Source organism: Micromonospora nigra (genome assembly GCF_900091585.1).
Lineage (GTDB): Bacteria > Actinomycetota > Actinomycetes > Mycobacteriales > Micromonosporaceae > Micromonospora > Micromonospora nigra.
The window spans coordinates 3,465,108-3,489,314 of record NZ_FMHT01000003.1; the positions used below are offsets into that span (position 1 = coordinate 3,465,108).

The following is a 24,207-nucleotide window of genomic DNA, read 5'->3' on the forward strand; positions in this document are numbered from 1 at the left end:
ATCGTCCGTCCCGGGTCGCCCCGACGGGTGCCCGGGACCGTCCGTTGTCGACGGTCACCCCTGGTCAGCATCCGTCACTCTCGCTACCATCCGCAGTCGGGACCTGACTCTTCGTCGGTTCGATCGAGCGGCCGGCACCGCCCTTCGGCGGCGTCGTGACGAGAGGACATCATCGGTGACCGAAGCGCCCGAGGCGACGATCCCGCAGCGCTACCCGTTCAGTGATCCCGACCGGCTCATGCTCGACCCGCGCTACGCGCAGTTGCGCCGCGAAGAACCCCTGACCCGGGTCCGGATGCCGTTCGGCGAGCCGACCTGGCTGGCCACCCGCCACGCCGACGTGCGTACGGTGCTCGGCGACCCCCGGTTCAGCCGGGCGGCCGCCGTCGGGCGCGACGAACCCCGGAGCACGCCGCAGCAGCTCGACGGGGGCATCCTGTCCATGGATCCGCCGGACCACACCCGGCTGCGACGGCTGGTGGCCAAGGCGTTCACCGCCCGGCGGGTGGAGGAGCTGCGTCCGCGCACCCGGGCGCTGGCCGAGGAACTGGTCGACGGCATGCTCGCCGCCGGCCCGCCCGCCGACCTGGTCGCGCACGTCGCCACCCCACTGCCGATCCGGGTGATCTGCGAGCTGCTCGGTGTGCCCGTGGCCGACCAGGACCGCTTCCACACCTGGTCGGAGGCGATCGTCTCCACCACCTCGCTGCCACCGGAGCAGATCCAGCACTACATCGGCAGCCTGTACGCGTACATGGGCGAGCTGATCGCCCGGCGACGGGTCGAGCCGACCGACGACCTGCTCGGCGCGATGGTCCGGGCGCGGGACGCCGACGACCGGCTCAGCGAGGAGGAGGTCGTCCAGCTCGCGGCGGGGTTGCTCGCCGCCGGCCACGAGACCACCGTCACGCAGATCCCCAACATGGTGTACGTGCTGCTCAACCACCCCGACCAGTGGGACCGGTTGCGCACTGAACCGGCGCTGGTGCCCGGTGCGGTCGAGGAACTGATGCGCTTCATCCCCCTCGGCGCGGGCGCGGCCTTCGCCCGGTACGCCCTGGAGGACGTGGAGTTGGGTGGGGTGCTGGTCCGTGCCGGTGAGCCCGTGGTCGTCTCCATCCCGTCCGCCAACCGGGACGAGTCGGTGTTCGCCGAGGCCGACCGGCTCGACCTGACCCGGGCCGCCAACCCGCACCTGGGGTTCGGGCACGGTGTGCACCACTGCGTCGGCGCGCAACTGGCCCGGATGGAACTCCAGGTCGTGCTGGAGACGTTGACCGTACGGGCGCCGCGGCTTCGGCTGGCCGTGCCCGAGGCGGAGTTGACCTGGAAGAGCGGACTGCTGGTGCGGGGCCTCGTCGCGCTGCCGGTGGCCTGGTGAGCGGCGACTGGCGGGTGCACGTCGACGCCACCCGCTGCATCGGGGCCGGGATCTGCGCCGGCATCGCACCGGAGCACTTCGCCCTCGACGACGGGCTGTCCCACCCGTTGGTCGAGCGGGTCGCGCCCGACGACGTCCTGCTGGACGCCGCCGACTCCTGCCCGATGGAGGCGGTGATCGTGTCCGAGGCCGACTCGATGCGCCGGATCGCCCCGGAGGACTGAGCGCCCCGCCGGCGATGGCGCGCTGCGGCGAGGCGGTGCGCCCGCCGCGGGTTACGGCAGGTGGCGGTGTCCCGGGCTGCGGACGCAGCGACCTGCCGCAGGTCGCGGCGCCCTCAGTTGCCCTGCCGTGTGGTGGCATGCGAGGCCGACGGGCGTTGTCGGGCGTACCCGGGTGCCGTACGCTCACGTCGGCCCGCCCTCACGGTTTCCAGTGAGGAGCAGTCATGCCCTTGAACCGCCTGCTGACCTTCGGGGTCGGTGCCGTCACGGCGGTCGCGCTGAGCGTGCCCGTGGCCGCGGTCCCCGCCTCGGCGACACCGTCGCACCACCGTTCCGGCGGGAGCCTGGTGCTCGTCGGCGGCGCGCTGGCCGACGACAACGCGCAGATCTACGGCGAGATCATCCGGCTCGCCGGCGGGCCCGGCCGGGCCCGGATCGGGATCTTCACGGCGGCGGCTCCGGTGCCGTCGGAGGACCCGGACGCCGGAACCCCGGACTGCAACAACAGTGTCTGCAACGGCGACTACTACGCGGACCTCTTCGAGGGCTTCGGGGCCGCCGACGCGCAGTGGATCCCGATCGACCTGGACAACCCGGAGAAGGCCGACGATCCGGCTGTGGTGCGGCAGATCAACTCCATGACGGGCTTCTTCTTCGGCGGCGGCGACCAGTACCGGTACGTCACCACCATGACGCGGGGCAGGGCGCAACGGGACTCGGCGGCCCTGGCGGCCGTGCGGCGCAAGCTGCGGGCCGGGGCGGTGGTCGCCGGCACCAGTGCGGGCGCGCAGATCATGGCGGGCCGCGACATGATCACGGGCGGTTCGGTGGACCCCGGCCTGCGGGACGGGGCGAAGCCCGGCTACTTCGACGACGCGGGGGTGCTGGGGTACCTGCCGAAGGGCGGGTTCGGCTTCTTCCGCGACGGGCTGCTGGACACCCACTTCTCCCGCCGTGGTCGGGAGGCCCGCTCGATCCGCCTGGCGGCGGACACGGGGAACCGGCGGGTCTTCGGGCTGGACGAGAACACGGCGCTGCGGGTGACCGGTGTGGGCGCCGGACGGCAGTCGCTGGCGGTGCTCGGCCAGCGCGGCGTGACGGTGCTCGACCTGCGCCGGGCTCGGGTCACCGGCTCCGACGTGTGGGGCATCGAGGGGGTGCGGTGGACCCGTCTCACCGACGGGGACCGCTACCGCTCGGAGCGGTGGCAGCCGGTGTTCGCCCCGAACAAGCAGCGCGTGGCCGGTGCCGACGGGCCGTGCGGGGTCACGCCGTCGGAGGACGTCTTCTACAACTACGAGCTGGTCGGCCTGGCCGAGGGCCTGATCGATCACACCGGTTGCGCATCGGTGGCCGGGGTTTCCTGGGAGAACGAGCCGCAGTGGGCGGCGGAGCTGACCCGGGGGCGTGGTTTCGCGGCGTACCGGGCCGGCGGTTCGACCTCGTTCACGAACGTGGTGATCCGCATCGGCGTCGCCTGACACGGCGTGGCCGCCTGACACGGCGTGTCCCGGGCCCGGTGGCGTTGCGTCGCCGGGCCCGGTCACGTCATCAAGATGTAACAGGAGTTACGTATTGAGCAGCGAACTCAATGGATGTAACGTCTGTTTCATTGATTCGTGGCCCCTCGGAGGTGCCCATGTCCCCTTCTCGAAACTCTCTTCGCAGCCGGCTCGCGGTGGTGACGGTCGCCGCGACCGTGGCCGCTCTGGCCCCCGTCGGCACGACCGCCGCACACGCCCAGGTCATCCGTGACCGGCAGGGCAGCTCGTCCGACGTCAGCCGGGCGACGTGGTCCGGCCCCGCGTACACGTTCAACGGCTCGGGCGGCGTCGTGCCCGCCACCATGACCCAGGCGATCGACGCGATCCGGGGCGGCAGCGGCTCCATCGACGTCGCGGTGATCGCCGGGTCCGACGGCGGCACCCCCGAGTGCGACGACATCATGGACCTGTCCGGGGTGAACTCCTGCACCACGCTCACCCTGACCTCGGCCAACGACGGCAACAACAGCCAGGTCAACACGGACGTCCGCAACGCCGAGTTCGTCTACTTCGCGGGCGGGGACCAGTGCCGGTACGTGGCCTGGAAGGGCACCGCGCTGGAGGCGTCCGTCGAGTCCGTGGTGGCCAAGGGCGGCGGGGTCGGCGGCGGTAGCGCCGGGCACCACATCAACAGCGACATCGTGTACGACGCCTGCGACGGCAGCGCCACCTCCTCGATCGCCCTGAACAACCCGTACGACCGGTCGATGACCTTCACCACCGGCATGTTCCGCTGGCCGAACTACGCCAACACGATCAACGACTCGCACTTCGTGGCGCGGGACCGGATGGGCCGCACGATGGCCTTCGTGGCGCGGGCCATCAAGGACGGCCGGACCAGCGGCGGCGCGGCCTGGGGTGTCGGGGTCGAGGAGGGTGGCTCCCTCTTCGTGAACAGGAACGGCCTGGCCACGCTCAGCGGGACCAGCGCGTACGTGGTCCTCGGCGACCACCAGCCCGAAGTGGCCGTATCCCGGCAGCCGTTGACCTACTCCAACTTCAAGATCTGGCGGCTGGGCAACGGGCAGACCTACGACTTCGCCAACCGCCCCACCTGCGGGTACTACCTGCGCAGTGTGACCAACGGGGTGCCCAGCGGGAACCTCTACAGCGGCACCCCGGTCACCGACTGCTCGACCAACCCGCCGCCCCCGCCGCCCGGTGGCGGATCGAGCTACGCCGAGGTCGAGCCGAACGACTCCCGTAACTCCGCCAACGACGTGACGGGCAACAGCTACCCGCTGACCGTCACCGGTGACATGAAGAGCAGCAGCGACCGGGACTACTTCAAGGTGACCGTCGCCAGCGGACAGACGCTGACCGTGAACTGCGCGATCCCGAGCGCGTACGACGCCGACCTCTACCTGCTGAGCTCCAACGGCAGCACGGTGACCCGGTCGGTCAATGACGGTGCGGGGGTCGACGAGTCCGCGTCCCTGACCCGGACGGCGTCGGGCTCGGCAACCTACCACGTCGACGTCGAGGCGTATTCCGGCTCCGGCACTGCCGACTACTCCTGCACGGTCACCAAGTCCTGACCCGCGATCTCCGACGGAGGGAGTGGCCGCCAGTCGGGCGGCCACTCCCTCCGGGCCCGGCAGCGTCCCGCCCGGCGGCGGCTAGGCTCAGCCCGTGCCGAGCACCCGTTCCGCCGACGAGCCCGACCCGCGGTCCGCGCCGGACCCTGTCGATCCGGCCGGCATGGGGGTGGCCGCGCTGGTCCGTCGCCGGCTCGGCGAGTGCAGTCCGGCCGAGCGTCGGGTGGCGCGGGCGCTGCTCGCCTCGTACCCGGCCGCCGGTCTGGGCACCGTAGCCTCCCTCGCGGAGAAGGCCGAGGTGAGTGCCCCGACCGTGCTGCGCTTTCTGAGCCGGCTCGGCTTCGGTGGCTACCCCGAGTTCCAGTGCGCCCTGCGCGACGAGTTGGCCGAGCGGGAGACCTCGCCGCTGACCGCCTACCGGGCGGCGGAGCGCACCGGGGCTCCACCGGCCGGGGCGCTGGCCCGCGCCGTGGCGAGCCTTCCCGAGGCGGTCGCCGGCACCCTTGCCGAGGTGCCGCAGGGCGAGCTGGACGCGGCGGCCCGCCTCTTCGCTGACCAGCAGTTGCGGGTCACGGTGGCCGGCGGGCGGTTCTCGGGGCTGCTGGCCCACTACCTGGTGCTGCACCTGATGCAGGTGCGCGGCGGCAGCCGACTGCTCCCGCCGACCCCGGTCGAGCGCACGGACATGCTGGTCGACGTGGGCCGGCGGGACCTGTTCGCCCTGTTCGACTTCCGGCGGTACGAGGAGCCGACGCTGACCCTGGCCAGGGAGGTGACCGCCCGGGGGGCCCGGGTGGTGCTGTTCACCGACCGGTGGTTGTCGCCGGTGGCCGGGCTGGCCGAGGTGGTGCTGCCCAGCCGGGTCGAGTCGCCGTCCCCGTACGACAGCTTCGTGCCGGCGTTGGCGCTGGTGGAGACGCTGGTGGCGGCCGTGATCGATCGGCTGGGCCCGGTCGCCGGCGGTCGACTCAAGGCAATGGAGCAGGCCCGGCAGGAGTTCGGTACAGGCTGAGCCGTGCGTTACAGCAAACTGTAACCTCGCCGAGATCGTAACCTACGTTACAGTCCGGGGGCTGGTTCGTCTGGCCCCCGGAAGGACACCCCATGCGCATCCGTCAGCTCGCCCTGGCCGCCTCGGCCACGGCCCTGCTCGCCGTCGCCGGCTGCGGCGACACCGCCACGACCGCCGACTCCGCCGACACCCCGCCGTCGGTGACCGTCACCGTCGAGGGCGTCGGTGAGGTCACCACCGACGCCGAACTCGCCAGGCAGGTCCCCGCCGTCGTGCGGGAGCGCGGCACGATCACCGTTGCCACCAACGCCCCCTACGAGCCGTTCATCGACTTCAAGACCGAGGGCCGCACCGACGAGTTCGTCGGGCTCGACCACGACCTGTTCACCGCCGCCTCCGCGCGGCTGGGCCTCCGGGCCACCTTCACCCAGCAGCCCTTCGACGGACTCGTTCCCGGCCTCCAGGCCGCCAAGTACGACGCCATCGCCGGCGGCATCACTGACAAGAAGGAACGCCAGCAGGTCGCTACCTTCGTCGACTACTCCGCCTCCGGCACCGGCTTCCTCGTCGCCCCCGGCAACCCGCTCGGCGTGCGGACCGTGGCCGACCTGTGCGGGCGCGCCGTGGCCGTGCAGAAGGCCAGCAACCAGGCCAAAAACCTCGCCGAGTACAGCAGGACCAACTGCGCCGGCCGGGCCGTCGAGGTCAAGGAGTATCCGGAGAACCCGCAGGCGGTGCAGGCACTGATCGCCGGCAACGTCCAGGCCGTCGCCGCCACCCAGGTCAACCTCGTGGACATCGCCCCCACGCTCGGCGGCAGGGCCGAGCTGGTCACCGACCCGGCCGCCCCGAACGGCTGGCTGGCCAGCCCGAACGGCTTCGGGTTCCTCAGGAGCAACAAGGAACTGGCCGAGGCGTACCGCGCTGCCGTGCAGTCGCTCATCGACGACGGCACGTACACGAAGATCCTCGCGCGGTGGAAGCAGGAACCGATCGGCCTCGCCACCGCCACCATCGACCAGGCCATCGACTGACCCCGGCGGCGGCGACCCCCTGAACCGCGGTCGTCGGACGTCGCGTCGCACCCGTGAGGGCGGGCCCGACGGACGTCCGGCGACCGCCGCACCCCGGCAGGAGACACTCAATGACGAGCGACACCGAGACCGTACGGGTGGTGCCCGTACGCCACTACGGGCGCTGGCTGACCGCGCTACTCGTGGTCGGCCTGGCCGCCCTGTTCATCCGGGCGTTGCTGGCCAGCCCCAACCTGGAACCCGCCACGATCGGCGAGTACCTGTTCAAGGACTACATCCTCGACGGCGTGGTCACCACTCTCTGGCTGACCCTGCTGGCCATGGTGGTCGGCACCACCGGCGGGGTGCTGCTCGCCGTGATGCGGCTGTCCGCCAACCCGGTGCTACGCGGTGTCGCCTGGGCCTTCATCTGGGTCTTCCGGGGCACCCCGCTGCTCGTGCAGATCATCTTCTTCGGCTTCCTCGGGGCGTTGTTCCCCCGACTCACCCTGACCGTGCCGTTCACCGACACCGTCCTGTTCGACCAGCCCACCAGCGTCGTCGTCACCGGCACCGTCGCCGCCGTGCTGGCCCTGTCGCTCAACGAGATGGCGTACGCCGCCGAGGTGATCCGGGGCGGCATCCTCGCCGTCGACGCCGGGCAGACCGAGGCCGCCGCCGCGCTCGGCATGAGCCCCACCCTCACCCTGCGCCGGGTGGTGCTGCCCCAGGCCATGCGGGTGATCATCCCACCGATGGGCAACGAGACGATCACCATGCTCAAGTCCACCGCTCTGGTGTCCATCATCGCCGGACGCGACCTGATGACCGCGGTGCAGACCGTCTACCAGGGCAACTACAAGGTCATCCCGCTGCTGGTGGTGGCCGCCCTCTGGTACCTCGCCCTGGTCAGCCTGCTCTCGGCCGGCCAGTGGTTCGTCGAGCGGCGATTCGGCCGCGGCTTCGCCCGGGGAGGAGTCCGATGACCGCCACGCAGCAGGGCAACATACCCGCCGCACCCGCCACCAGCCCGCCCATGATCCGGGCCGAGGGGGTGACGAAGCGGTTCGGCGCCGTCGAGGTGCTCAAGGGTATCGACCTCACCGTCGCCCCCGGCGAGGTCGCCTGCCTGCTGGGCCCCTCCGGCTCCGGCAAGTCCACCTTCCTGCGCTGCATCAACCACCTGGAGCGCATCGACGGCGGTCAGCTCTGGGTCGACGGTGACCTCGTCGGCTACCGCCGGCATCGCGACCGGCTCTACGAACTCAAGGCCCGCGAGGTGGCCCGCCGCCGCCGCGACATCGGTATGGTGTTCCAGCGGTTCAACCTGTTCCCCCACCTGACCGCCCTGGGCAACGTGATCGAGGCACCGGTACGCGTGCTCGGCACGCCCCGCGACCGGGCCCGCGCCGAGGCGATCCGGCTGCTGGAGCGGGTCGGGCTGGCCGAGAAGGCGGACAGCTACCCCGGTCAGCTTTCCGGCGGCCAGCAGCAGCGGGTGGCGATCGCCCGTGCCCTGGCCATGCACCCCAAGCTGATGCTCTTCGACGAGCCCACCTCGGCACTCGACCCCGAACTGGTCGGGGACGTGCTCGACGTCATGAAGGGGCTCGCCGCCGACGGCATGACCATGGTCGTGGTCACCCACGAGATGGGCTTCGCCCGCGAGGTCGCCGACACCGTGGCCTTCCTCGACGGGGGAGTGGTCGTGGAGACCGGCCCGCCCGGCGAGGTGCTCGGTGACCCGAAGCACGAGCGCACCCGCGCCTTCCTGGACAAGGTGCTCTGATGGCCGACAGCGCGCGACTGCTCGCCGCCGCCGGCGACCGGCTGACCGCGTATAACGAGCGGCTGGCCCGGCTCGTCGGCATCGACTCCGGCTCCGGCCAGGTCGACGGGCTGCGCGAGGTCGCCGACCTGGTGCAGACCTGGTGCCTGGCCGCCGGCATGGCCGTCGAGCGGGAACCCGTCGCCGACCCCACCGGCACCCCACTGGGGGACGTGCTGGTGGCGCGCCGCCGGGGCCGGGGCACCCGCCGCGTCCTGCTCGCGGGGCACCTCGACACCGTCTTTCCGCCCGGCACCGCCGCCGCCCGGCCGTTCCGGGTGCACGACGGCCGCGCGTACGGGCCGGGGGTCAGCGACGACAAGGGCGGCGTGCTGGCCGGCCTCGCCGCCGTCGAGGTGCTGGCCGCGCTGGCTGCCGAGGAGTACGGCGAGCTGCTGCTCGTCTGCACCCCCGACGAGGAGATCGGATCCACCGGAAGCCGGCCGCTGCTGCGTGCTCTCGGCGCCGACGCCGACGTGGCGCTGTGCCTGGAGTGCGCCCGCGACAACGGCGACCTGGTCTCGGCGCGCAAGGGTGTGGCAGACCTGGAGGTGATCCTGCGCGGCCGGGCCGCGCATGCCGGAATCGAACCCGAACGTGGGGCCAACGCGCTGCTCGCCGCCGCCCGGCTGACCATCGCCTTCGACGCGCTCAACGGCCGGTGGCCCGGGGTCACCGTCAACGTGGGCGTGCTGGAGGCCGGTGGCCGCCCCAATGTGGTGGCCGACCGAGCCCGCCTGCTCGTCGACCTGCGGGCCTGGCGCATCGGCGAATACGAGGCGGCCCTCGCCGAGATCCGCCGGCTCGTCGCCGCGCCGACGGTCGCCGGGGTACGCGCCGAGTTGACCGTGCACGCCCCCACCCCGCCGTGGGAGCCGGGGCCGGCCGACCGGAGGCTGGCTGAACTGGCCGCGAAGGTGGGCGCCGGACTGGGCGTACCCGTCACACACACCGCGACCGGCGGCTGCGCCGACGCGAACCTACTGGCCGAGGTCGGTGCGGCGGTGCTGGACGGGCTCGGTCCGATCGGCGGCAACGACCACAGCCCGACGGAGTGGCTGGACCTGGACTCCGTCGTACCCCGGACCGCCCTGCTCGCCGGCCTCATCGACGCCGTCAGTCGGGCGGACTGAGCCCGGCCGGCGCGTCGATCAGGCGGAGTAGCCGCGCTCGGCGATCCAGTTGGCGACCTTCTCCAGCGTCATCCAGTACCCGCCCTTTGGGGCGGCCGGGTCGGCGATGCGCACCAGGTCACCGCCGTCGCGGTAGCCCACCAGGGTCAGGTAGTGCCCGCCCTCGTACGAGTGCGGGTCGCCCTCGGTGTCGACCGCGGTGCCCTTGACGTTGGCCACCACCGGGCGGTCGACGTCCAGGGCGTCCAGCAGGTGGGCGCGCAGCCGGTCCACCTGCGCCGGCTTGGCCACCGGGTCGCGGATCTCCACGGTCTCGTAGCCGCCGCCGGTCAGCTCGTTGAGCACCCGCGTGATGTCCAGGGCCGAGTCGGTGCCCGCCTCGTCGGTGCCGAGGCGCTTCGCCAGCTCGTCCTGCGACAGCGCCTTGCCCTGCGAGGACAACGCGATCCGGGTCGCGGCCGGGCCGCAGTAGTAGAAGTTCGGTTGGGCCTGGTACTCGACGCCCAGCGTCCGCTCAGCCAGCCGGTTCCGCCCCCGGTCGACGGCACCGACCTGGCCCGTCAGGGCGGCCGGCTGGGCGGACGCGACCGGGGCGCCGCCCGGCGCGACCGTGGCGACGTCGGCGGGCGCCGTCTGGGCGACCGCCGCCGGACCGGCGATGCAGCCGCCGGCCACCAGCAGACCGGCGACGGACATGCCGCTTCTGTGCGCGATTGGGGTCATCGGTCGGGCTCCAATCGGGTCGGCACCCCGGGGGGAGGCGCGGGCGCGGGAAGGCGCTCGGCTCAGGGATCCGACCGGCGGGCCATCGGCGGTCGGGGTTTCAGGAGGGGGGAACGGGTGAGGAGCGGGGAACATTCCGGCAGGCTGACACCCAGCCGTCGAGATCTTGGTACGCGGCAGCCCTTCCAGAGGCACTTTCGTACCAAGATCTCGGCGGATCGCGCGCTCTGACGAGGGGCGGCCTTCTTGCCGGCGCCCGCATCACGAACAGGTGCAACGACCTCGACGGCGGCGGGATTCCACCCCGGGTCGGGGCACCGCCCGCCCGTCAGAGGCTGCCGAGGAGGCGGGTGACGGTGATCTCGATGACCACTCTGTCGGGATTGGGACGCGGTGTCCGGTATCGCTCGGCGTATCGGCGCTCGGCCTCGGCCACGGCCTTCGCAGCGGAACTGACCACCGCCCGGCCCTCGATCGTGAGCCACCGGCGGCCGTCGACGTGGCAGACCGCCACCGGGGCACCCTGCGCGCCGGCGTCGGCGACGTGCCGGGCCTTGCGGGAACCGCCCCCGGTGATGACCCGGGCCAGACCGGCCTCCGGGTCGTAGGTGACGCCGACGGGTACCACGTGCGGGGTGCCGTCGGCGCGCATCGTGGTCAGGGTGGCCAGGTGCCGTTCGCGGCAGAAGGCGACGACGCGCTCGTCGTGCGGTGCCAACCGGTGGTCACCGGCCATCTGGGGACCTTTCCGAGGCCAGGGACGCGGCCGACCGGCGACGGTGGGCCAACCGGGTGAGGTAGATCAGCGCGGCCGCCAGCACACCCATGTCGTCCAGGTAGACCGGATCCGGCAGCAGGTCGACCGGCAGGACGGCGTACGCCAGCGCGCCGTAGAAGGCGACCTTGCCGCCACCACCCAGCGGACCGAGCATCCGTCGGGCGCGGATCACCCGTACGGCCAGCACGGCGGCGCCGACGAGCGTGACCGCCGCCACGACGCCGACGACGGCCACGACGATCCACGCGTCCCGCGACATGCCGTCACCGTAGCCCAGCCGGCCGCGCCGGGCCCGGCGGCGTCCTGGGCGTCACTGACTCCCGTGCTCCGCGCCACCGCTGCCCCGCGGGTGTACAGGCCCCGCGATTCTCGGGCCGCGCGGCCCTGGGCGGAAGTCCGGCAGCCCTGTGCGGGAGTCCGGCAAGCCGGCGCGGCAGTCAGAAGGCCGGTACGGCCGCGCGCCCCCGCGCCCCGGCCGGGACCTCCCGCGTGACGACGGGGACCTCCCGCGTGACGACGGGGACCTCCCGCGTGACGACGGGGACCTCCCGCGTCGGCTCCAAGATCGCGGGGGCGGCCAGCGGGAGCACGGAGTCGACCTCCTCGACCAGGGCACCGGCGGCGGCGCGCGCCTCCTCGCGCAGGCTGCGTGCAGCCGCGGCGGCCAGCTCGGCGGTACGCCAGGCGTCCTGCTCCCGCTGCCGGGCGGCCCGCTGCCGGGCCGACAGGTGGTCGCGTACGGCGCGACGCAGCACCAGTTCCTGCTCGACCGGGTGCAGTCGGGGATCCCACCCGGCTCGGTGCGCGAACACGTCGCTGAGCTGTTCCTCGGACAGCTCCCGCCGCCAGTACGCGGCCAGCGCCGCCTGGTGCAGCCAGCGCTCGCGGTCGGCGTACTCGGCGGGGGTCCGGCCGGTGCGCGGCAGCGGCATGCCGGCGGCACCGGAGAGGCGGTCGACCTCCGCCTCGGCCGCCTCGTACGCCCGCCAGCTCTCCTCGGCCTCCTCCTGTGCGGCGAGCCATTCGGCCCGTCGCCGCCGCGCCGTCTCTGCGGCCCGGTCGGCGGCCACGCCGACCTCGCGGGCGTAGCGCTCCCGGTCCTCGTCCTCTTCCGCGAACTCCAGCCGACTGGGCATCGCCGCGTCGCGGATGCGGGCCCCCACTTCGAAGCGGAACCGGCCGGGGCGCAGCAGCAACACCACGAGGGCGGCGGCGACGACGCCGAGCAGGCTCAGCCAGATCACGGCGGCGCGGGGAACGTCGAGCAGGACGGAGGAGAGGACGGTACGCATCAGCAACACCTCGCAGTCGAAGGGGGATCGACGGTGGTGGGCGGAAAGCGGCCGGGGAGGGATCCGGCCGTCGGGGACGGGCGCGGTTGCCGGGGCGGCGATCCGGCGCAGGGCGCGGGTCGGGCCTACCGGGTCAGACGGCGGGCGGACCGCGCCGGGCGGGCACCCCACGGCCGGAGATGCCGGCGGGCGTGCCGGCACGCGCGGCGGCGACGGTACGCGGGGACGCGCCCCCGGTCGTCGCAGCGGCCTGGAGCGTGGCGGCCGGACCGGGCCGGTCGGCGGTAGGCGCTGCCGGGGTGGGCTCGGCGGCCCGCAGCGTCGCGGTGGGCCCCACGGCCGGTCGCGTCGGAGTGGACTCGCCGACCCGCGACGTCAGGATGAGCGGGCGGCCCTGGGGTGCCTCGTCGGCCCCGACCGGGTTGACGGAAGGCCCACCGGTGACGACGGGGATCGTCGTCGGGGCGGCCGACGCGTGGGAGGGGGCGACCAGGCCGCCGAGGCCGACCGCGAGCACCAGAGCCGTCACCGCGAGGCGGGTCAGGTTCCGGAGCGCGCGTGGCGTCGTCAGCACACCAGGCAGTGTCAGCACGCGCGGCAGTGTCAGCACCCGCGGCAGTGTCGTCGCGCCCGGCGTTGTCATCGCGCGCGGCGTCCACCCGGATGGACGGACGGACGCAATGGACGGCACCCACCCAACCTATCGCCCGCGACGGTCGACCGCAGTGCGCGTGGCGGTCCGGATCGGGTGACCGCCGCCACGTTCGTGCTATGTGGACATGGATCGCCAGTGGTGTCGGTGTCGCCCGTGTCCGCCTCCCGGCCCCCGAAGGTCAGCGCTCGGTGCCCCGTGGACCGCCGGTGTCCCGCGACTCGCCGGTGGCGTGCGGGTCGGCGGGGGCCGGCGGCTCCTCGGTGAACAGGGCGAGCAGCGCCCCGACCTGGTGGTCCGCCTCGGCGGGGTGGCGGAACCGCCCGGTCGGGTTGAGCGTGTACTCGTTGCGCCGCCCCACCCGGGTGCGGCGCAGGTAGCCACCGGCCTCCAGGTCGGCCACGATCGCCTGGGCGGCGCGCTCGGTGACGCCCACCTCGTCTGCGACGTCCCGCAACCGCGCGGTGGGGTTGCGGGCGATGGCGAGCAGGACGTGTGCGTGGTTGGTGAGGAACGTCCAGTTCCGGGTGCGGCCGTTTTCGTCGTTGGTCGCCATGTCGTCATCGTATGGCCCGTGCTTCGGCTTTTTCCTGCCGCATCCCGCCCGAACGGGGCAGCCGCCGAGCCGACGGGCAACGATCCGGAAACATATGAAGTGCGTATCACGTATCTCTTGACGTGCCTCACCGTGCGTGTGACTGTGGGGACAGCCCGCGTCCAGCGTCGGCCGGGACTGACAGGTCACGTCGACAGACGAGGTGAGCCGGATGGACCTACCCGGATCGCCGGGCACGCAGCCCGGACCCGAACGCGAGTCCGTCGGGGCGTCCGACGCCCCGACCACACCGAGTCGTGCGCTGGCCGAACTGCGGGCCGGTAACCGCCGGTTCGTCACGGGCACCCCTCGCCACCCCAACCAGGACGCCGTCCACCGCACGGCCGTCGCCGACGGGCAGCACCCCTTCGCGGTGATCGTCGGCTGCTCGGACTCCCGGCTGGCCGCCGAGATCATCTTCGACCGGGGGCTCGGCGACCTGTTCGTCGTCCGTACCGCGGGTCACACCATCGGCCCCGAGGTGCTGGGCAGCGTCGAGTACGCCGTGACCGTCCTGGGAACGCCATTGGTGGTGGTGCTCGGTCACGACTCGTGCGGTGCCGTCCAGGCGGCCCGAGCGGCGCTCACCACCGGCACGACCCCGGCCGGCCACCTGCGGGCCGTCGTCGACGCCGTGGTGCCCAGCCTGCACCGGGCGCAGGCGCAGGGCGTGACGGACCTGGACGGGATCGTCGACATCCACATCGCGCAGACCGTCGAGGCGATGCTGGGCGCGTCCGCCGTGCTCGCCGCCGAGGTGACCGCCGGCCGTTGCGCCGTGGTCGGCATGTCGTACCGGCTGGCGGCCGGCGAGGTACGCGCCGTCGCGGGCGAACCGGTCGACCTCGCGGTCGAGCCGGCCGGCGCGGTCGCCTGAGCCGACCCCGACACGGATCGAGGGCCGCCCCACCGGTCGGTGGGGCGGCCCTCGCCGGGTCTGCGCGCCGTGCTCAGAGCAGTGACACGTGCACGTGGTCGGTGTGGTTCGACGGCCCGCTGTACGACGACCAGCCGGTCGCCGGGAACCAGATCTGCCGGTTCCAGATCACGTAGTAGACGCCCAGCCGGTCGGCGTTGCGCACCAGGAAGGCCGCCAGGTTGTTGCCGTAGATCCGGGTGTCGTCGTTGTACCAGGGCCGGAAGCCGCTGTTCTGCAACGACCAGTCGCAGGCCCGGCCCTTCGGGTGCTCCCACGGGCCACCGGGGCGGTAGCAGCCGACGAACCGCTTGAAACCGGCCTTCCGCACCTCGTTGTACATGTGCAGGGTGCGCGGGGTGATGCAGCCCGAGGTGGTGGGGTCGTTCTTGCTGCACGACTCGGCCCGCCAGTCGCCGTCCGCGCTGCGCCCCGGTGCGACGGCGGCGACCGGCGAGGTGGCGTCGACCTTGCCGCCCGTGACGCTGTAGCCACCCACCAGATTCAGTGACTTCTCCGCGTCGCGCTTCTTGCGGGCGATCTCGTTGGTCAGCTTCTGCTGCTCGCGAACCTCGGCGTCGAGGGCCAGCTTGGCCTGCTCCGCCCGGTTCCTGGCCTCGTTGACCCGCGCCAGCCGCTTGGCGTTGACCAGGTTCAGCTCGTCGAGGGCGGAGGCCCGCTCGACGAACGAGTCGGGGGCGGTGCTCTGCAGCAGCATGGCCACCGCGCCGACCCGGCCCGTCCGGTACGACTGCGCGGCGATCTCCCTCACCTGCGGGGCCAGCGCGTCCAGGTCGGCCTGCGCGCGGCTCACCTCCAGGGCGAACTCCAGCTGGCGCTTCTTGGACTTCTCCAGCCTGCTCTTGGCCTTGCTGAAGTCCCGGTTCGTCGCCTCGATCAGCTCGTTGAGCATCGGCGGGTCGTCGTCGTGCTGCTGGGGCTTGGGAGGGGTGGGCTCGGCCGACGCCGGGAGAGGGCCGGCGAAGACGGCGAAGGCGGCGAACACGGCCACCACAGGCGTCAACCAGCGGCGTAGGGGTGCCGTCACTGTGATCCCTTCCATCGACCGCCGACCGGGTTAGCTGACGGGTTCGGGACGGAAGCGGCCCCTACCGCTGGCGCGGATTCACCCCACGTACCTGGTTCCCCGGCTCGCCTCGCGGCGATTGGGCGGTGGCACCGCAGGCGCCGGAGTGCGCCTTCGGCGGTGACCGGCAGCGAGGTTACCGGACGGTCCCCCGAGGGATCTACGTCCCGATGCCGACTAAATGCGTCATTTCGTAATCGCGGTGGGTGACCAGTGACGTGGTTATCAGCCTCACCCGTCGGGACGGTCACGCTGAGGAGTGTCACCATGCGGTGTCCGTGCTCCTGTCCGGATCGGGCCACCCGGATCGGGTGGCGGTGGACGTGGGGGTGCCGCGTGGGGCGCTGAGCGCCCGCAGCGCCTCGGCCCGGCCCGTGCCCGGCCGGGGAACCTCGGGAGAGGGCGGTGCCTCGTCGGTGGCGGCCCGGTCCCGGCCCGCCCGGGTGACCACGGCGGCCAGGGCCGTCGTCAGGGGAACGGCGGCGATCAGCCCGAGCGTCGCCACGGTGCTGCGTACGATCTCCTGCGCCAGGAACTCGCTGGTCAGGATCTGGCCCACCGCGCGGGAGTCCGCGGTGAGCAGGAGCAGCAGCGGCAGCGAGGCGCCCGCGTACGCCAGCACGATGGTGTTGACCACCGAGGCGACGTGGGCCCGCCCGACCCGCGTCGCGGCCTGGTAGAGCTGGCGCCGGGAGTAGCCGGGGTTGGCGTGGGCCAGTTCGCTCACCGTGGCGGCCTGGGTCACCGTGACGTCGTCGAGCACGCCCAGCGAGCCGATGATGATGCCGGCCAGCAGCAGGCCGTGCAGGTCGACGTCGGCCTGGAAGAAGGACAGCGTCGTGGCGTCCTCGGTGCCGAACCCGGTGAGGTGGGTGGCCGCCGTGGCGGCGAGGCCGAGCAGCCCGGTCAGCACCAGGCTCGCCAGTGTCCCCAGTACCGCCACGGAGGTCTGCCCCGACACGCCGTGGGTCAGGTAGAGCACCACGAACATGATCAGTGCGGCGCCGACGACGGCGACCAGCAGCGGCGACTGGCCGGCGCTGATCGCGGGCAGCACGAAGGTGAGCAGGATGGCGAAGCTGGCCGCCAGTCCGGCCAGTGCGGCCAGGCCGCGCCACCGCCCGAAGGCCACGATCGCGGCGGCGAACAGCACCCCGAGCCAGATCAGCGGGGTGCCGCGCTGGTGTGCGGCGATGTGGTAGCTGCTCACCGTCGGGTCGGCCGGATCGGTCAGCGTGACCAGGACGATCTCGTCGCCCACCTCGACCCGGGGAGCGCCGGGCCCGGTCGGGATCGATGTCTCGACCTGCTGTCCGGCGTCGGGGCCGTCGTCCACCCGCACCGTGACCGTGCCGCACGGCCCCTGGCTGCCCGCCGGGGTGCCCTCCGGGGACTCCGGGGTCGGCGGGCAGGGCTCGGTGACCACCCGGGTGACCGTGCCGTGGTGGCGTGGCGCGTCCTGCCCCGGGTCGGGTCGGGGGGCGTCGCGGGGCCACAGCACCAGGGCGGCGACCAGGGTGGCGACAACGAGGGGGAGCACCGTCGCGACGAGTACCCGCCGCACCCCGGGCGGGGTCGGCGGGGCGTGACGGCTGTGGTCGGCGCCCATGCGGTGTCTCCCAACGAGTTCAGAGCGGAGTACGTGTCGGCGGGCCGTTCCGGTTCAGCACGACCGGAACGGGGCCGTGGCGGCCGACCGGGACTCTCCGGCCGTGACGATGTGACCACGCGCCGCGACGGGAGGGGGTGGCCGGGAGCCGCCGCCGACGGCCGTCGGCGGGCTGGGGGGCCGGCGGCGTACGCGGGCCGCACTGGTGTGGTCTCGGCGGGCCATCGCTGCGAATGGTAGCCACCCCGCTATCGGACCGCAGGTGGCGAGGCACGCGGTGGCGACGCGCCGGGGCCCGTCGGCCGGCTGGTCCACTCACCGGTGGCGCGTACCCCGCCGGTCTCCGCCTCGGCGGCGGCCGAGCCGTCCAGGGTCGCACTGGTCCGGCGTCACCGGCCGGGTACGTTCGGTGACGAACCGTCGCCCCTGCGCTGGTGGGGCCGGTCCGCCGGTTACCGTTATCGGGTGTGGACGATGGCGGCGGCGCAGCGGTGGGTTCGACCACTGCTGCTGGCCGGCACCCTCGTCGGCCTCACCGCGATGCACACCATCGGCCACGACGCGCACGCCGCGGCGAGCGACCACCACAAGCATTCCGTGGCGCACGCCGCCGCGATCCCGGCGGCCGTCGGTGACCTGACGCCGCCCTCGGTGGCCCCCGCCACGGCGGACCGGCCCCACCCCGCCATCCACGACCGCGGCGCGGGGACGGACCTCGGGACCGGCGGCACGCGCGCCGGACACCCCGAGGCGGCCTCCCCGGCCGGCGGGGGCGACGGGAACGGCGACCTGCCCGGCTGGGGGGCCTGCCTGGCGGTGCTGGGTGCGCTGGCGGTGCCGCTGCTGCTCGCTGTGCTGATCACGGCCCGCCGGTCACCCGCCGCCGTGTCCACCGGCCGCCGCGGCCGGGTCGGCCCGGTGCCCCGCGCGCCGCCCAGCCCGGTGGGCCTCCGCATCGCCACGGTGTCGGTGCTGCGTAGATAGGACGCCCCGACGCGGATCCACCCGGTCCGCGTCCCCTCGTCCTACCCATGTTCCGATACCCGGAAGGCAGTCCACGATGATCCGTACCACCGTGCGCCGCGCCCTGCTGGCCGGCGCGGCCCTGACCGTCGCCCTGACCCTGTCCGCCTGCGGCGGCGACGACCACGACTCCCCGATGCACGACACGGCCGGCTCCGGCACGACCACCGCCCCGGCCGACGGCGGACCCACCGCCGGCGCCGCGCCGTTCGGTGACGCCGACGTGATGTTCGCCCAGATGATGATCCCGCACCACCAGCAGGCGGTCGAGATGGCCGACCTGGCCGCGACGCGGGCCGCCGACCCGGAGGTGAAGAGTCTCGCCGCGGATATCAAGGCGGCCCAGGGGCCGGAGATCGATGCCATGTCGGGCTGGCTGACCACCTGGGGACGGCCGGTCCCGTCGCCCGGCGCCGAGATGCCGCACATGGACCACGCGATGCCCGGCATGATGTCCGACGCCGACATGGCCGGGCTGACCAAGGCGTCCGGCCGGGACTTCGACCGGAAGTTCCTGACCATGATGATCGCCCACCACGAGGGCGCCATCGAGATGGCGCGGAGCGAGACGGCGACCGGCACCAGTCCGGAGGCGAAGGCGATGGCACAGCAGATCGCCACCAGCCAGCAGAAGGAGATCGCCCTGATGCGGGGCATCCTCGACCGGCTCTGAGGCTGGACGGTTGGGGGCCGGCGTGGAGGGTACGTACCTGACGTAGCGGAACCCGCCGACCACCGGAGGATGACATGGGCATCGACGACAAGATCGGTAACACGACCGAGGACACCACCGGCAAGGTCAAGGAGGGCGTCGGCCGCGCCACCGACAACGAGCGCCTGGAGGCCGAGGGTCGCAACGACCAGACCGGCGCCAAGCTCAAGCAGGCCGGCGAGAAGATCAAGGACGCCTTCAAGAGCTGATCGTCAAGCAGGAGACGACCGCCGGGTCGGCCCCGTGGCCGGCCCGGCGGTCGCCGTCCGCGTGCCGGTGACCCGGCGGGCCTCGGTGCGTCGTCCGCGTGCCGGTGACCGGCGGGCCTCGGTCCGTCGTCCGCCTGCCGGTGAGCGGTCCGGGACGGTCAGCCGCGGCGGTCCAGGCGCGGTGGCGGCCGGTGCGCGCGTCCCGGGGCCAGCGAGGCCCGGTCCGCGGCGGCGGTGCCCGACGACCAGCCCTCGGCGTCCCGTACGGACAGCCGGTGCCGGGTGACCCCGGGGAACAGCGTGTCGAGGCGTTCCCGTACCGCCTCCGACCGTGCGGCGAGCACCGGCAGCAGCCGCTCGGGCCCCGCCGCCGCGGCGGTCTCGCGGTCGACCGACTCGGTGGCCGACCGCAGCCGCTCCCCGATGCGCAGGGCGAAGGCGTTCAGGAACGACTCGTCCCATCCCCGGGTGCGCCGACCACCGGACCGGCGCTCACCCCGGCCGCGCAGCATCGCCGTGGTGGCCTGGACGAGCAGCGACGTGTATAGCAGCTCGACCGCCTCCAGGTCGGCGGGCCAGCCCAGCACGGTGGTGAAGCCGAGGTCGTCGGACCACACCGCCTCGCACCGGTTCGCGGCCGCCACCTCCTGCACCAGCAGGGCCTTCGCGCCCGCGTACGGGGGATCGGTGCCGAGCCGCACTCCGCCGGGCCGGTCACCCGGCTCCGCGTCGGTGGACAGCAGCGCCTGGTCGATGCTGTGCCGGGCGATCAACTCCTGCGCCTTGCCGGTGAGCGCCTCCGCCTCGGCGGGAAAGGTGGTCGACTCCGCCTTGGCCAGCAGCGCCCGGACCCGGTCGAGCATGCGGGACGCCCCGGTCGGGGAACGACGCCCCCGGTCGGCGGTCGCACCGGCCGTGCCCGGCGGCGGGCGGAGCACCGCGATCGGCGGCAGCCCCTCCACCAGCGCCAGCACGTCGACGACCTCCCGCAGCGCGGTCACCCGGTCCAGCCCCTGCCGGTGCGCCCAGGCACCGAGCTGGCGGTCGTCGTCGGCCCACCACACGTGCGCGTCCAGGTCGGCGAGTTGCGCGTCCCACCAGGTCGGCACCGCGTCGGGCAGGGTGCGTCGGTGCGTGGCGAGCACGTCCACCACCAGGGCGGCGGCCCGAGCGCCGAGCCGGCGCCCGGCCAGTCGGGTCAGGTCGACCGGCTGCCAGCCGCGCGTCGCGAGCCGCCCGACGACCCGCGCCAGCCGGCGGGCGAGGGCAGCTTCGACCGCCGCCGCGCCGTTCTGCACCCCCGCGCCGACCACGAGCCGGTCCCGCTGCCGTTCGGCGAGCCGTACGTCGGTGCCGCGCACCGCCGCGAGCACCTCGTCGACGAGTTCGTCGGCGCCTGGCACTGCCACTCCTCCTCGGTCCGCGACCGGGGTTCAGGCCGCGCGGGGCGGCTGCCCGGCGGTGAGGCGCAACGTCCAGCCATCGGCGTCGCGCCAGTGCGTGACGTGGTCGCAGGACTGGTGGGTGATCCACAGGCCCAGGCCGCCGATGGAGCCGTCGGATGCCGGCAGCAGCCCCGCGTAGGGGTCCGTCGGCCCGTCGCCCGCGTCGTTGACGGTGGCGACGATGCGGTCGTCGCCCGCCCAGATCCGCAGCCGCACCGGGGCCTTGCCGTGCCGCAACCCGTTGGTGACGGTCTCGCTGACCGCGACCGTGAAGTCGTCGGCGTCGTCGGGTGACAGCAGTCCCCGGTCGACGGCGCGGACGGCGGCGCGGGCCTGCGCGGCGGTCGGGTCGGTCAGCTCGACCACCGGCGGTGACGCCTGGATCGGATCGGCCGGGACGGCCCGCTCCTCGCGCAGGTACGCCTCCGGCGCCGTGTACGACGCGCTCGGCAGGTGCCGCCCGTCGACGGTGGCGAACCGGGGGTGGGTGCGGGCGACGTCGGTGAGCACCGCGCGGGGCGTACGCCGGGTGTCGTAGGCGCACACGCTCCACAGCGGCCACTCGTCGTACGCGTGGTTGACCGCAGCCTCGTACCGGGCCCACCAGTCCCAGGTGGAGCCGAGGGCGAGCGGCGGCACCTCACCCATGATCCGGACCTGTGCCGCGCCGGCGGCCACCCGCTCGGCCAGCAGGTGCCGGTAGAGCCGGATCGCCGCGGCCGGTCGGGCGTACACCTGCCCGCCGCTCATGACCTCGACGCCGCAGCGGGCGGGCAGCGCGGAGCGGACCAGGTCGCCGGTGCGCTCGCCCAGCGCCAGGATCGTCGGCTCGCCGGCCGCCACCCCGTCCAGCAGGAACGGCACCGCGACGGCGACCAGCTCCTCGTCGGAGTCGTAGTGGACGGCCTCGTGGAAGTGGCCGGGCAGCCCGGCGGCGGGACCCGTCCTCACCGGACCAGCTCCACCCGCAGGCCGGGCAGGTCGAGCAGCGCGGCCAGCCGGGCGGCGGCGGCGTGTGAGGTGCGCAGCACGGCGGTCGCGCCGCGGCGGCGGGCGTACTCGCGCAGGTGCACCAGTGAGCGGTGGTCGAGGAAGTGCAGGTCGGCGGCGTGCAGCACCAGTTCGCCGTCGGTCGGTTCGAGATCGGCGCGTTCGAGCGTGGTGCGGAAGAGCTGGTGGGTGGTCAGGTCCAACTCACCGGCGAGGGTGGCGTGGCCCTGGCCGGGCGGTGCGGCGTACAGGCGGAAGAGCAGGGACTCGACGTTGTGCTGCGGGTGCAGGCAGGCCAGCTCGGCGACGGCCCGGTCACCCAGCTCGGCCCGTCGGTACGCGCACATGGCCTCGAAGGGCTCCTGGCGCATGGCCCGGTCGATGCGGTGCTCGTAGCGGGCGAAGGCGTCCCGCCGGGCGGGGGTACGCACCAGCGGCGTGGCATCGGCCACCACGCGCAGCCCGGAGTAGCCGGCGGCCAGCGCCTCCCGGGTGGCGAGCAGGTAGGCGGCGACCTGGTTGGTGTGGTCGACCACCGCGTCGGTGGCGTAGGCGCTGCCCAGGGCGATCACCTCGGCGGCACCGTCGCGCAGCGCGTCGGTGAAGCCGGGCGCGGCGTGCAGCCGTTCGAGGACCGGCTCGGGCCGGTCGGGCGTGACGAACCAGACGCGCCGGCCGGCGGTCAGGCCGGCGCGGAGGAACTGCTCGGCGCGGGCGTGGAACTCGGCGGGGTCGTCGTACGCCCAGCACAGGTGACCGTACGGCCCACCCGGCCGTTCCTGGTCACTCACGCTGCCCACCGCATGTGGCCAGTGTAGGCCGCCCCCGGGCCTCCGGGCCTGCGCCGTAGTCGTCGCGGTTCGCTGCCTCTCCTCGTGCCACGTCGCCCGGTCGGGAACCGGCCCCGCCGGACGCCGGGGTCAGCGGCCGGTGGGGCGGTGCCGTGCGTACTTGTTGCGGAACTTCTCCACCCGACCGGCGGTGTCGAGGAGCCGCTGCCTGCCGGTCCAGAACGGGTGGCTCGCGCTGGAGATCTGCACGTCGATCACCGGGTACGTCCTGCCGTCGGTCCACTCGACCGTCTCGTCGCTGGTGGCGGTGGACCGGGTGAGGAAGGCGAAGTCGGCCCCCTTGTCGCGGTAGACCACGTGTGCGTAGCGGGGGTGGATGTCGGGCTTCACGGGAGGTCGGCTCCGTCGGATTCGGGCTCTGCGATCGGGAAGCAGCCGGCGAACGGATCGGTCAGTTCCCGCCACGCCTGCTCGCCCTCGGCCAGTTCGGCGTCGGTGAGCAGGCAGCGGGTCAGGGTGCGGTGCAGGTCGACCGGGTCGACGTCCAGGCCGATGAAGACGAGGTGCTGATGCCTGTCGCCGTAGTACGGGTCCCACTCCAGGGCGGCGGCCAGTCGGCGCTGGTCGCAGACGTGGTCCCACTGCGGATCGGGCAGGGCGGCCAGCCACCGGCCCAGCGAGCCCATCGCCAGCCCGCCCCCGGCGAACTCCCACGCCACCACCGTGTCCGGCTGGCTGGCCAGCCAGATGTGGCCACGGGAGCGGATGCTGTCGGCGTTGACCTCCTCCAGCACGTCGTGCAGCCGCTGCGGGTGGAAGGGCCGCCGGGCGCGGAAGACGGTGGACACCACGCCGCAGTCGGGCTGTGGCTCGTGCACGCCGAGCGCGTACCCCTGCAACGCCCGGTTGAGCACCCCCGGCGTCTCGGGCCGGTGGCGGTGGGTGCCGCGCAGCTGCCGGGTGAGCGCGTACGCGTCGACCAGGTCCGCGTCCACCCGGAACTGGGCGGACCAGGGAGCCATCCGGTGCAGCAGCACCCCCAGCCGGCTGGTGTCGTACGCGCCCTCGCGGGACCGTCCCCACAGCACGAGGGTGTCGGCGTACTCGATCTGTCGGACCACGACGTCGGCGAGCGCGCGGTCGTCGTTGTCGGCGGCGTGGATGCCCAGGGTCTTCAGGTCGTCGGTGCTGGCCAGCGCGTCGAGCAGGTGCTCCGCGTCGACCACGGTCACGTACGAGTCGATCCGGATCAGGTCGGTGAGGGGGGTGCCGTCCACCGGGCAGTGCGCGCAGACGGCGGCGACCGACTCGGGTTCGACCACCTCGGGCAGCATCAGCACCAGGTCACTGCCGGGGTGTCGGCGGGCGAGCCGGACGAGGGTGGGCAGGACGTCCTCGCGAAGGGTGCAGGAGGCGCAGGCGTGGGTCAGGGTGACCTGTTCGTCCTCCACGATGCCGTCGCCGTTGCGCACCACCCGGCGCACCACGCCTTCTTGCAGACCGCTGAGGTCGTGCCGGACCAGCAGCAGCGCGGGGTCGGCGGCGAGCAGGGCGCGGGCGGCGGCGAAGGTTGCGGCGGGCCAGAAGCCCGACAGCACGGTCAGGGACGGTCGGGTGTCGGCGTCCGTCGCGGTGGCGTCGGCGGGTGCCGATGGGGACGACGGCATGTCAGTTCCTCTCCGTTGGTAATGAAAACCGTTGTCATTATAGGA

26 protein-coding genes and 1 riboswitch are annotated in these 24,207 nt (G+C 73.4%); of the genes, 13 read left to right on the forward strand and 13 right to left on the reverse strand.

From position 1 onward, the window contains the following. Positions 1 to 175: 175 nt before the first annotated feature. The 9 genes from GA0070616_RS14895 (at position 176) to GA0070616_RS14935 (ending at position 9,673) form a co-directional block, all read left to right on the forward strand. Positions 176 to 1,381, forward strand: a complete 1,206-nt coding sequence (locus GA0070616_RS14895) for a cytochrome P450 (protein WP_245712774.1) — start codon at positions 176 to 178, stop codon at positions 1,379 to 1,381. Further along, on the forward strand, positions 1,378 to 1,605 hold the full coding sequence (locus GA0070616_RS14900) for a ferredoxin (protein WP_091082302.1): 228 nt from the start codon (positions 1,378 to 1,380) through the stop codon (positions 1,603 to 1,605). Before GA0070616_RS14895 ends, GA0070616_RS14900 begins: the two co-directional genes overlap by 4 nt. Positions 1,606 to 1,829: 224 nt before the next feature. Then, positions 1,830 to 3,086 (forward strand): cyanophycinase, encoded by a 1,257-nt coding sequence (locus GA0070616_RS14905; protein ID WP_091082305.1) that lies wholly within the window; start codon positions 1,830 to 1,832, stop codon positions 3,084 to 3,086. Between the two features lie 158 nt (positions 3,087 to 3,244). Further along, positions 3,245 to 4,687 (forward strand): pre-peptidase C-terminal domain-containing protein, encoded by a 1,443-nt coding sequence (locus GA0070616_RS14910; RefSeq protein ID WP_091082309.1) that lies wholly within the window; start codon positions 3,245 to 3,247, stop codon positions 4,685 to 4,687. A gap of 94 nt (positions 4,688 to 4,781) precedes the next feature. Next, positions 4,782 to 5,699, forward strand: a complete 918-nt coding sequence (locus tag GA0070616_RS14915; RefSeq protein ID WP_245712775.1) for a MurR/RpiR family transcriptional regulator — start codon at positions 4,782 to 4,784, stop codon at positions 5,697 to 5,699. 92 nt (positions 5,700 to 5,791) lie between these two features. After that, a complete protein-coding gene (locus GA0070616_RS14920) occupies positions 5,792 to 6,733 on the forward strand; it encodes a transporter substrate-binding domain-containing protein (protein ID WP_091082312.1) in 942 nt (313 codons plus the stop codon). Positions 6,734 to 6,843: 110 nt separating this feature from the next. Then, a complete protein-coding gene (locus GA0070616_RS14925; protein ID WP_091082315.1) occupies positions 6,844 to 7,698 on the forward strand; it encodes an amino acid ABC transporter permease in 855 nt (284 codons plus the stop codon). Next, positions 7,695 to 8,501, forward strand: a complete 807-nt coding sequence (locus tag GA0070616_RS14930) for an amino acid ABC transporter ATP-binding protein (protein ID WP_091082318.1) — start codon at positions 7,695 to 7,697, stop codon at positions 8,499 to 8,501. Before GA0070616_RS14925 ends, GA0070616_RS14930 begins: the two co-directional genes overlap by 4 nt. Next, the gene (locus tag GA0070616_RS14935) at positions 8,501 to 9,673 is read left to right on the forward strand and encodes a M20/M25/M40 family metallo-hydrolase (protein WP_091082320.1); all 1,173 of its coding nucleotides are present in this window, start codon (positions 8,501 to 8,503) and stop codon (positions 9,671 to 9,673) included. The genes GA0070616_RS14930 and GA0070616_RS14935 overlap by 1 nt, the downstream gene beginning before the upstream one ends. 18 nt (positions 9,674 to 9,691) lie before the next feature. On the opposite strand, the gene GA0070616_RS14940 is transcribed toward GA0070616_RS14935, so the two are convergent. From GA0070616_RS14940 to GA0070616_RS14965, 6 genes are all read right to left on the reverse strand, one after another. Further along, on the reverse strand, positions 9,692 to 10,369 hold the full coding sequence (locus GA0070616_RS14940) for a C39 family peptidase (RefSeq protein ID WP_425412949.1): 678 nt from the start codon (positions 10,367 to 10,369) through the stop codon (positions 9,692 to 9,694). A gap of 355 nt (positions 10,370 to 10,724) precedes the next feature. Beyond that, positions 10,725 to 11,132 carry a pyridoxamine 5'-phosphate oxidase family protein gene (locus GA0070616_RS14945; RefSeq protein ID WP_091082325.1) on the reverse strand — a complete coding sequence of 136 codons (408 nt, stop codon included), beginning with the start codon at positions 11,130 to 11,132 and terminating at the stop codon, positions 10,725 to 10,727. Further along, positions 11,122 to 11,433 (reverse strand): DUF1232 domain-containing protein, encoded by a 312-nt coding sequence (locus GA0070616_RS14950; protein ID WP_091082327.1) that lies wholly within the window; start codon positions 11,431 to 11,433, stop codon positions 11,122 to 11,124. The genes GA0070616_RS14945 and GA0070616_RS14950 overlap by 11 nt, the downstream gene beginning before the upstream one ends. A gap of 178 nt (positions 11,434 to 11,611) precedes the next feature. Continuing rightward, positions 11,612 to 12,466, reverse strand: coding sequence for a hypothetical protein (locus tag GA0070616_RS14955; protein WP_091090818.1), 855 nt, complete (start codon positions 12,464 to 12,466; stop codon positions 11,612 to 11,614). Positions 12,467 to 12,599: 133 nt separating this feature from the next. After that, positions 12,600 to 13,058: a hypothetical protein gene (locus tag GA0070616_RS14960; RefSeq protein ID WP_139128899.1), complete on the reverse strand. Its 459-nt coding sequence runs from the start codon at positions 13,056 to 13,058 to the stop codon at positions 12,600 to 12,602. Positions 13,059 to 13,299: 241 nt separating this feature from the next. After that, entirely contained in the window at positions 13,300 to 13,674 is a 375-nt protein-coding gene (locus tag GA0070616_RS14965; protein ID WP_091082332.1) for a helix-turn-helix transcriptional regulator, read from the reverse strand. Positions 13,675 to 13,885: 211 nt separating this feature from the next. On the opposite strand from GA0070616_RS14965, the gene GA0070616_RS14970 reads away from it, so the two are divergent. Then, positions 13,886 to 14,590 carry a carbonic anhydrase gene (locus GA0070616_RS14970; protein ID WP_091082335.1) on the forward strand — a complete coding sequence of 235 codons (705 nt, stop codon included), beginning with the start codon at positions 13,886 to 13,888 and terminating at the stop codon, positions 14,588 to 14,590. Between the two features lie 73 nt (positions 14,591 to 14,663). Here the strand turns inward: GA0070616_RS14970 and GA0070616_RS14975 are convergent, their stop codons facing one another. Next, positions 14,664 to 15,677, reverse strand: coding sequence for a coiled-coil domain-containing protein (locus tag GA0070616_RS14975; RefSeq protein ID WP_091082337.1), 1,014 nt, complete (start codon positions 15,675 to 15,677; stop codon positions 14,664 to 14,666). A gap of 4 nt (positions 15,678 to 15,681) precedes the next feature. After that, positions 15,682 to 15,812: riboswitch (cyclic di-AMP (ydaO/yuaA leader) on the reverse strand. Between the two features lie 166 nt (positions 15,813 to 15,978). After that, complete coding sequence (locus tag GA0070616_RS14980) at positions 15,979 to 17,325, reverse strand: YibE/F family protein (protein WP_091082340.1); 1,347 nt, start codon at positions 17,323 to 17,325, stop codon at positions 15,979 to 15,981. Between the two features lie 465 nt (positions 17,326 to 17,790). Between GA0070616_RS14980 and GA0070616_RS14985 the strand changes: the two genes are divergently transcribed. The 3 genes from GA0070616_RS14985 (at position 17,791) to GA0070616_RS14995 (ending at position 19,269) form a co-directional block, all read left to right on the forward strand. Then, positions 17,791 to 18,309, forward strand: a complete 519-nt coding sequence (locus GA0070616_RS14985) for a hypothetical protein (protein ID WP_175440080.1) — start codon at positions 17,791 to 17,793, stop codon at positions 18,307 to 18,309. A 76-nt stretch (positions 18,310 to 18,385) separates the two neighbouring features. Continuing rightward, positions 18,386 to 19,021, forward strand: coding sequence for a DUF305 domain-containing protein (locus tag GA0070616_RS14990; protein WP_091082345.1), 636 nt, complete (start codon positions 18,386 to 18,388; stop codon positions 19,019 to 19,021). Positions 19,022 to 19,095: 74 nt separating this feature from the next. Continuing rightward, the gene (locus GA0070616_RS14995) at positions 19,096 to 19,269 is read left to right on the forward strand and encodes a CsbD family protein (protein ID WP_091082348.1); all 174 of its coding nucleotides are present in this window, start codon (positions 19,096 to 19,098) and stop codon (positions 19,267 to 19,269) included. Positions 19,270 to 19,427: 158 nt separating this feature from the next. Here the strand turns inward: GA0070616_RS14995 and GA0070616_RS15000 are convergent, their stop codons facing one another. The 5 genes from GA0070616_RS15000 to GA0070616_RS15020 form a co-directional block, all read right to left on the reverse strand. Next, positions 19,428 to 20,672 (reverse strand): DUF2786 domain-containing protein, encoded by a 1,245-nt coding sequence (locus GA0070616_RS15000; RefSeq protein ID WP_091082351.1) that lies wholly within the window; start codon positions 20,670 to 20,672, stop codon positions 19,428 to 19,430. 30 nt (positions 20,673 to 20,702) lie between these two features. After that, positions 20,703 to 21,665, reverse strand: coding sequence for an anti-sigma factor RsbA family regulatory protein (locus GA0070616_RS15005; protein ID WP_091082354.1), 963 nt, complete (start codon positions 21,663 to 21,665; stop codon positions 20,703 to 20,705). Next, complete coding sequence (locus GA0070616_RS15010; RefSeq protein WP_245712776.1) at positions 21,662 to 22,495, reverse strand: MEDS domain-containing protein; 834 nt, start codon at positions 22,493 to 22,495, stop codon at positions 21,662 to 21,664. The genes GA0070616_RS15005 and GA0070616_RS15010 overlap by 4 nt, the downstream gene beginning before the upstream one ends. A 129-nt stretch (positions 22,496 to 22,624) precedes the next feature. Then, positions 22,625 to 22,885: a type B 50S ribosomal protein L31 gene (locus GA0070616_RS15015; protein ID WP_091082358.1), complete on the reverse strand. Its 261-nt coding sequence runs from the start codon at positions 22,883 to 22,885 to the stop codon at positions 22,625 to 22,627. After that, positions 22,882 to 24,162, reverse strand: coding sequence for a CobW family GTP-binding protein (locus tag GA0070616_RS15020; RefSeq protein ID WP_091082361.1), 1,281 nt, complete (start codon positions 24,160 to 24,162; stop codon positions 22,882 to 22,884). Before GA0070616_RS15020 ends, GA0070616_RS15015 begins: the two co-directional genes overlap by 4 nt. Positions 24,163 to 24,207: the final 45 nt, after the last annotated feature.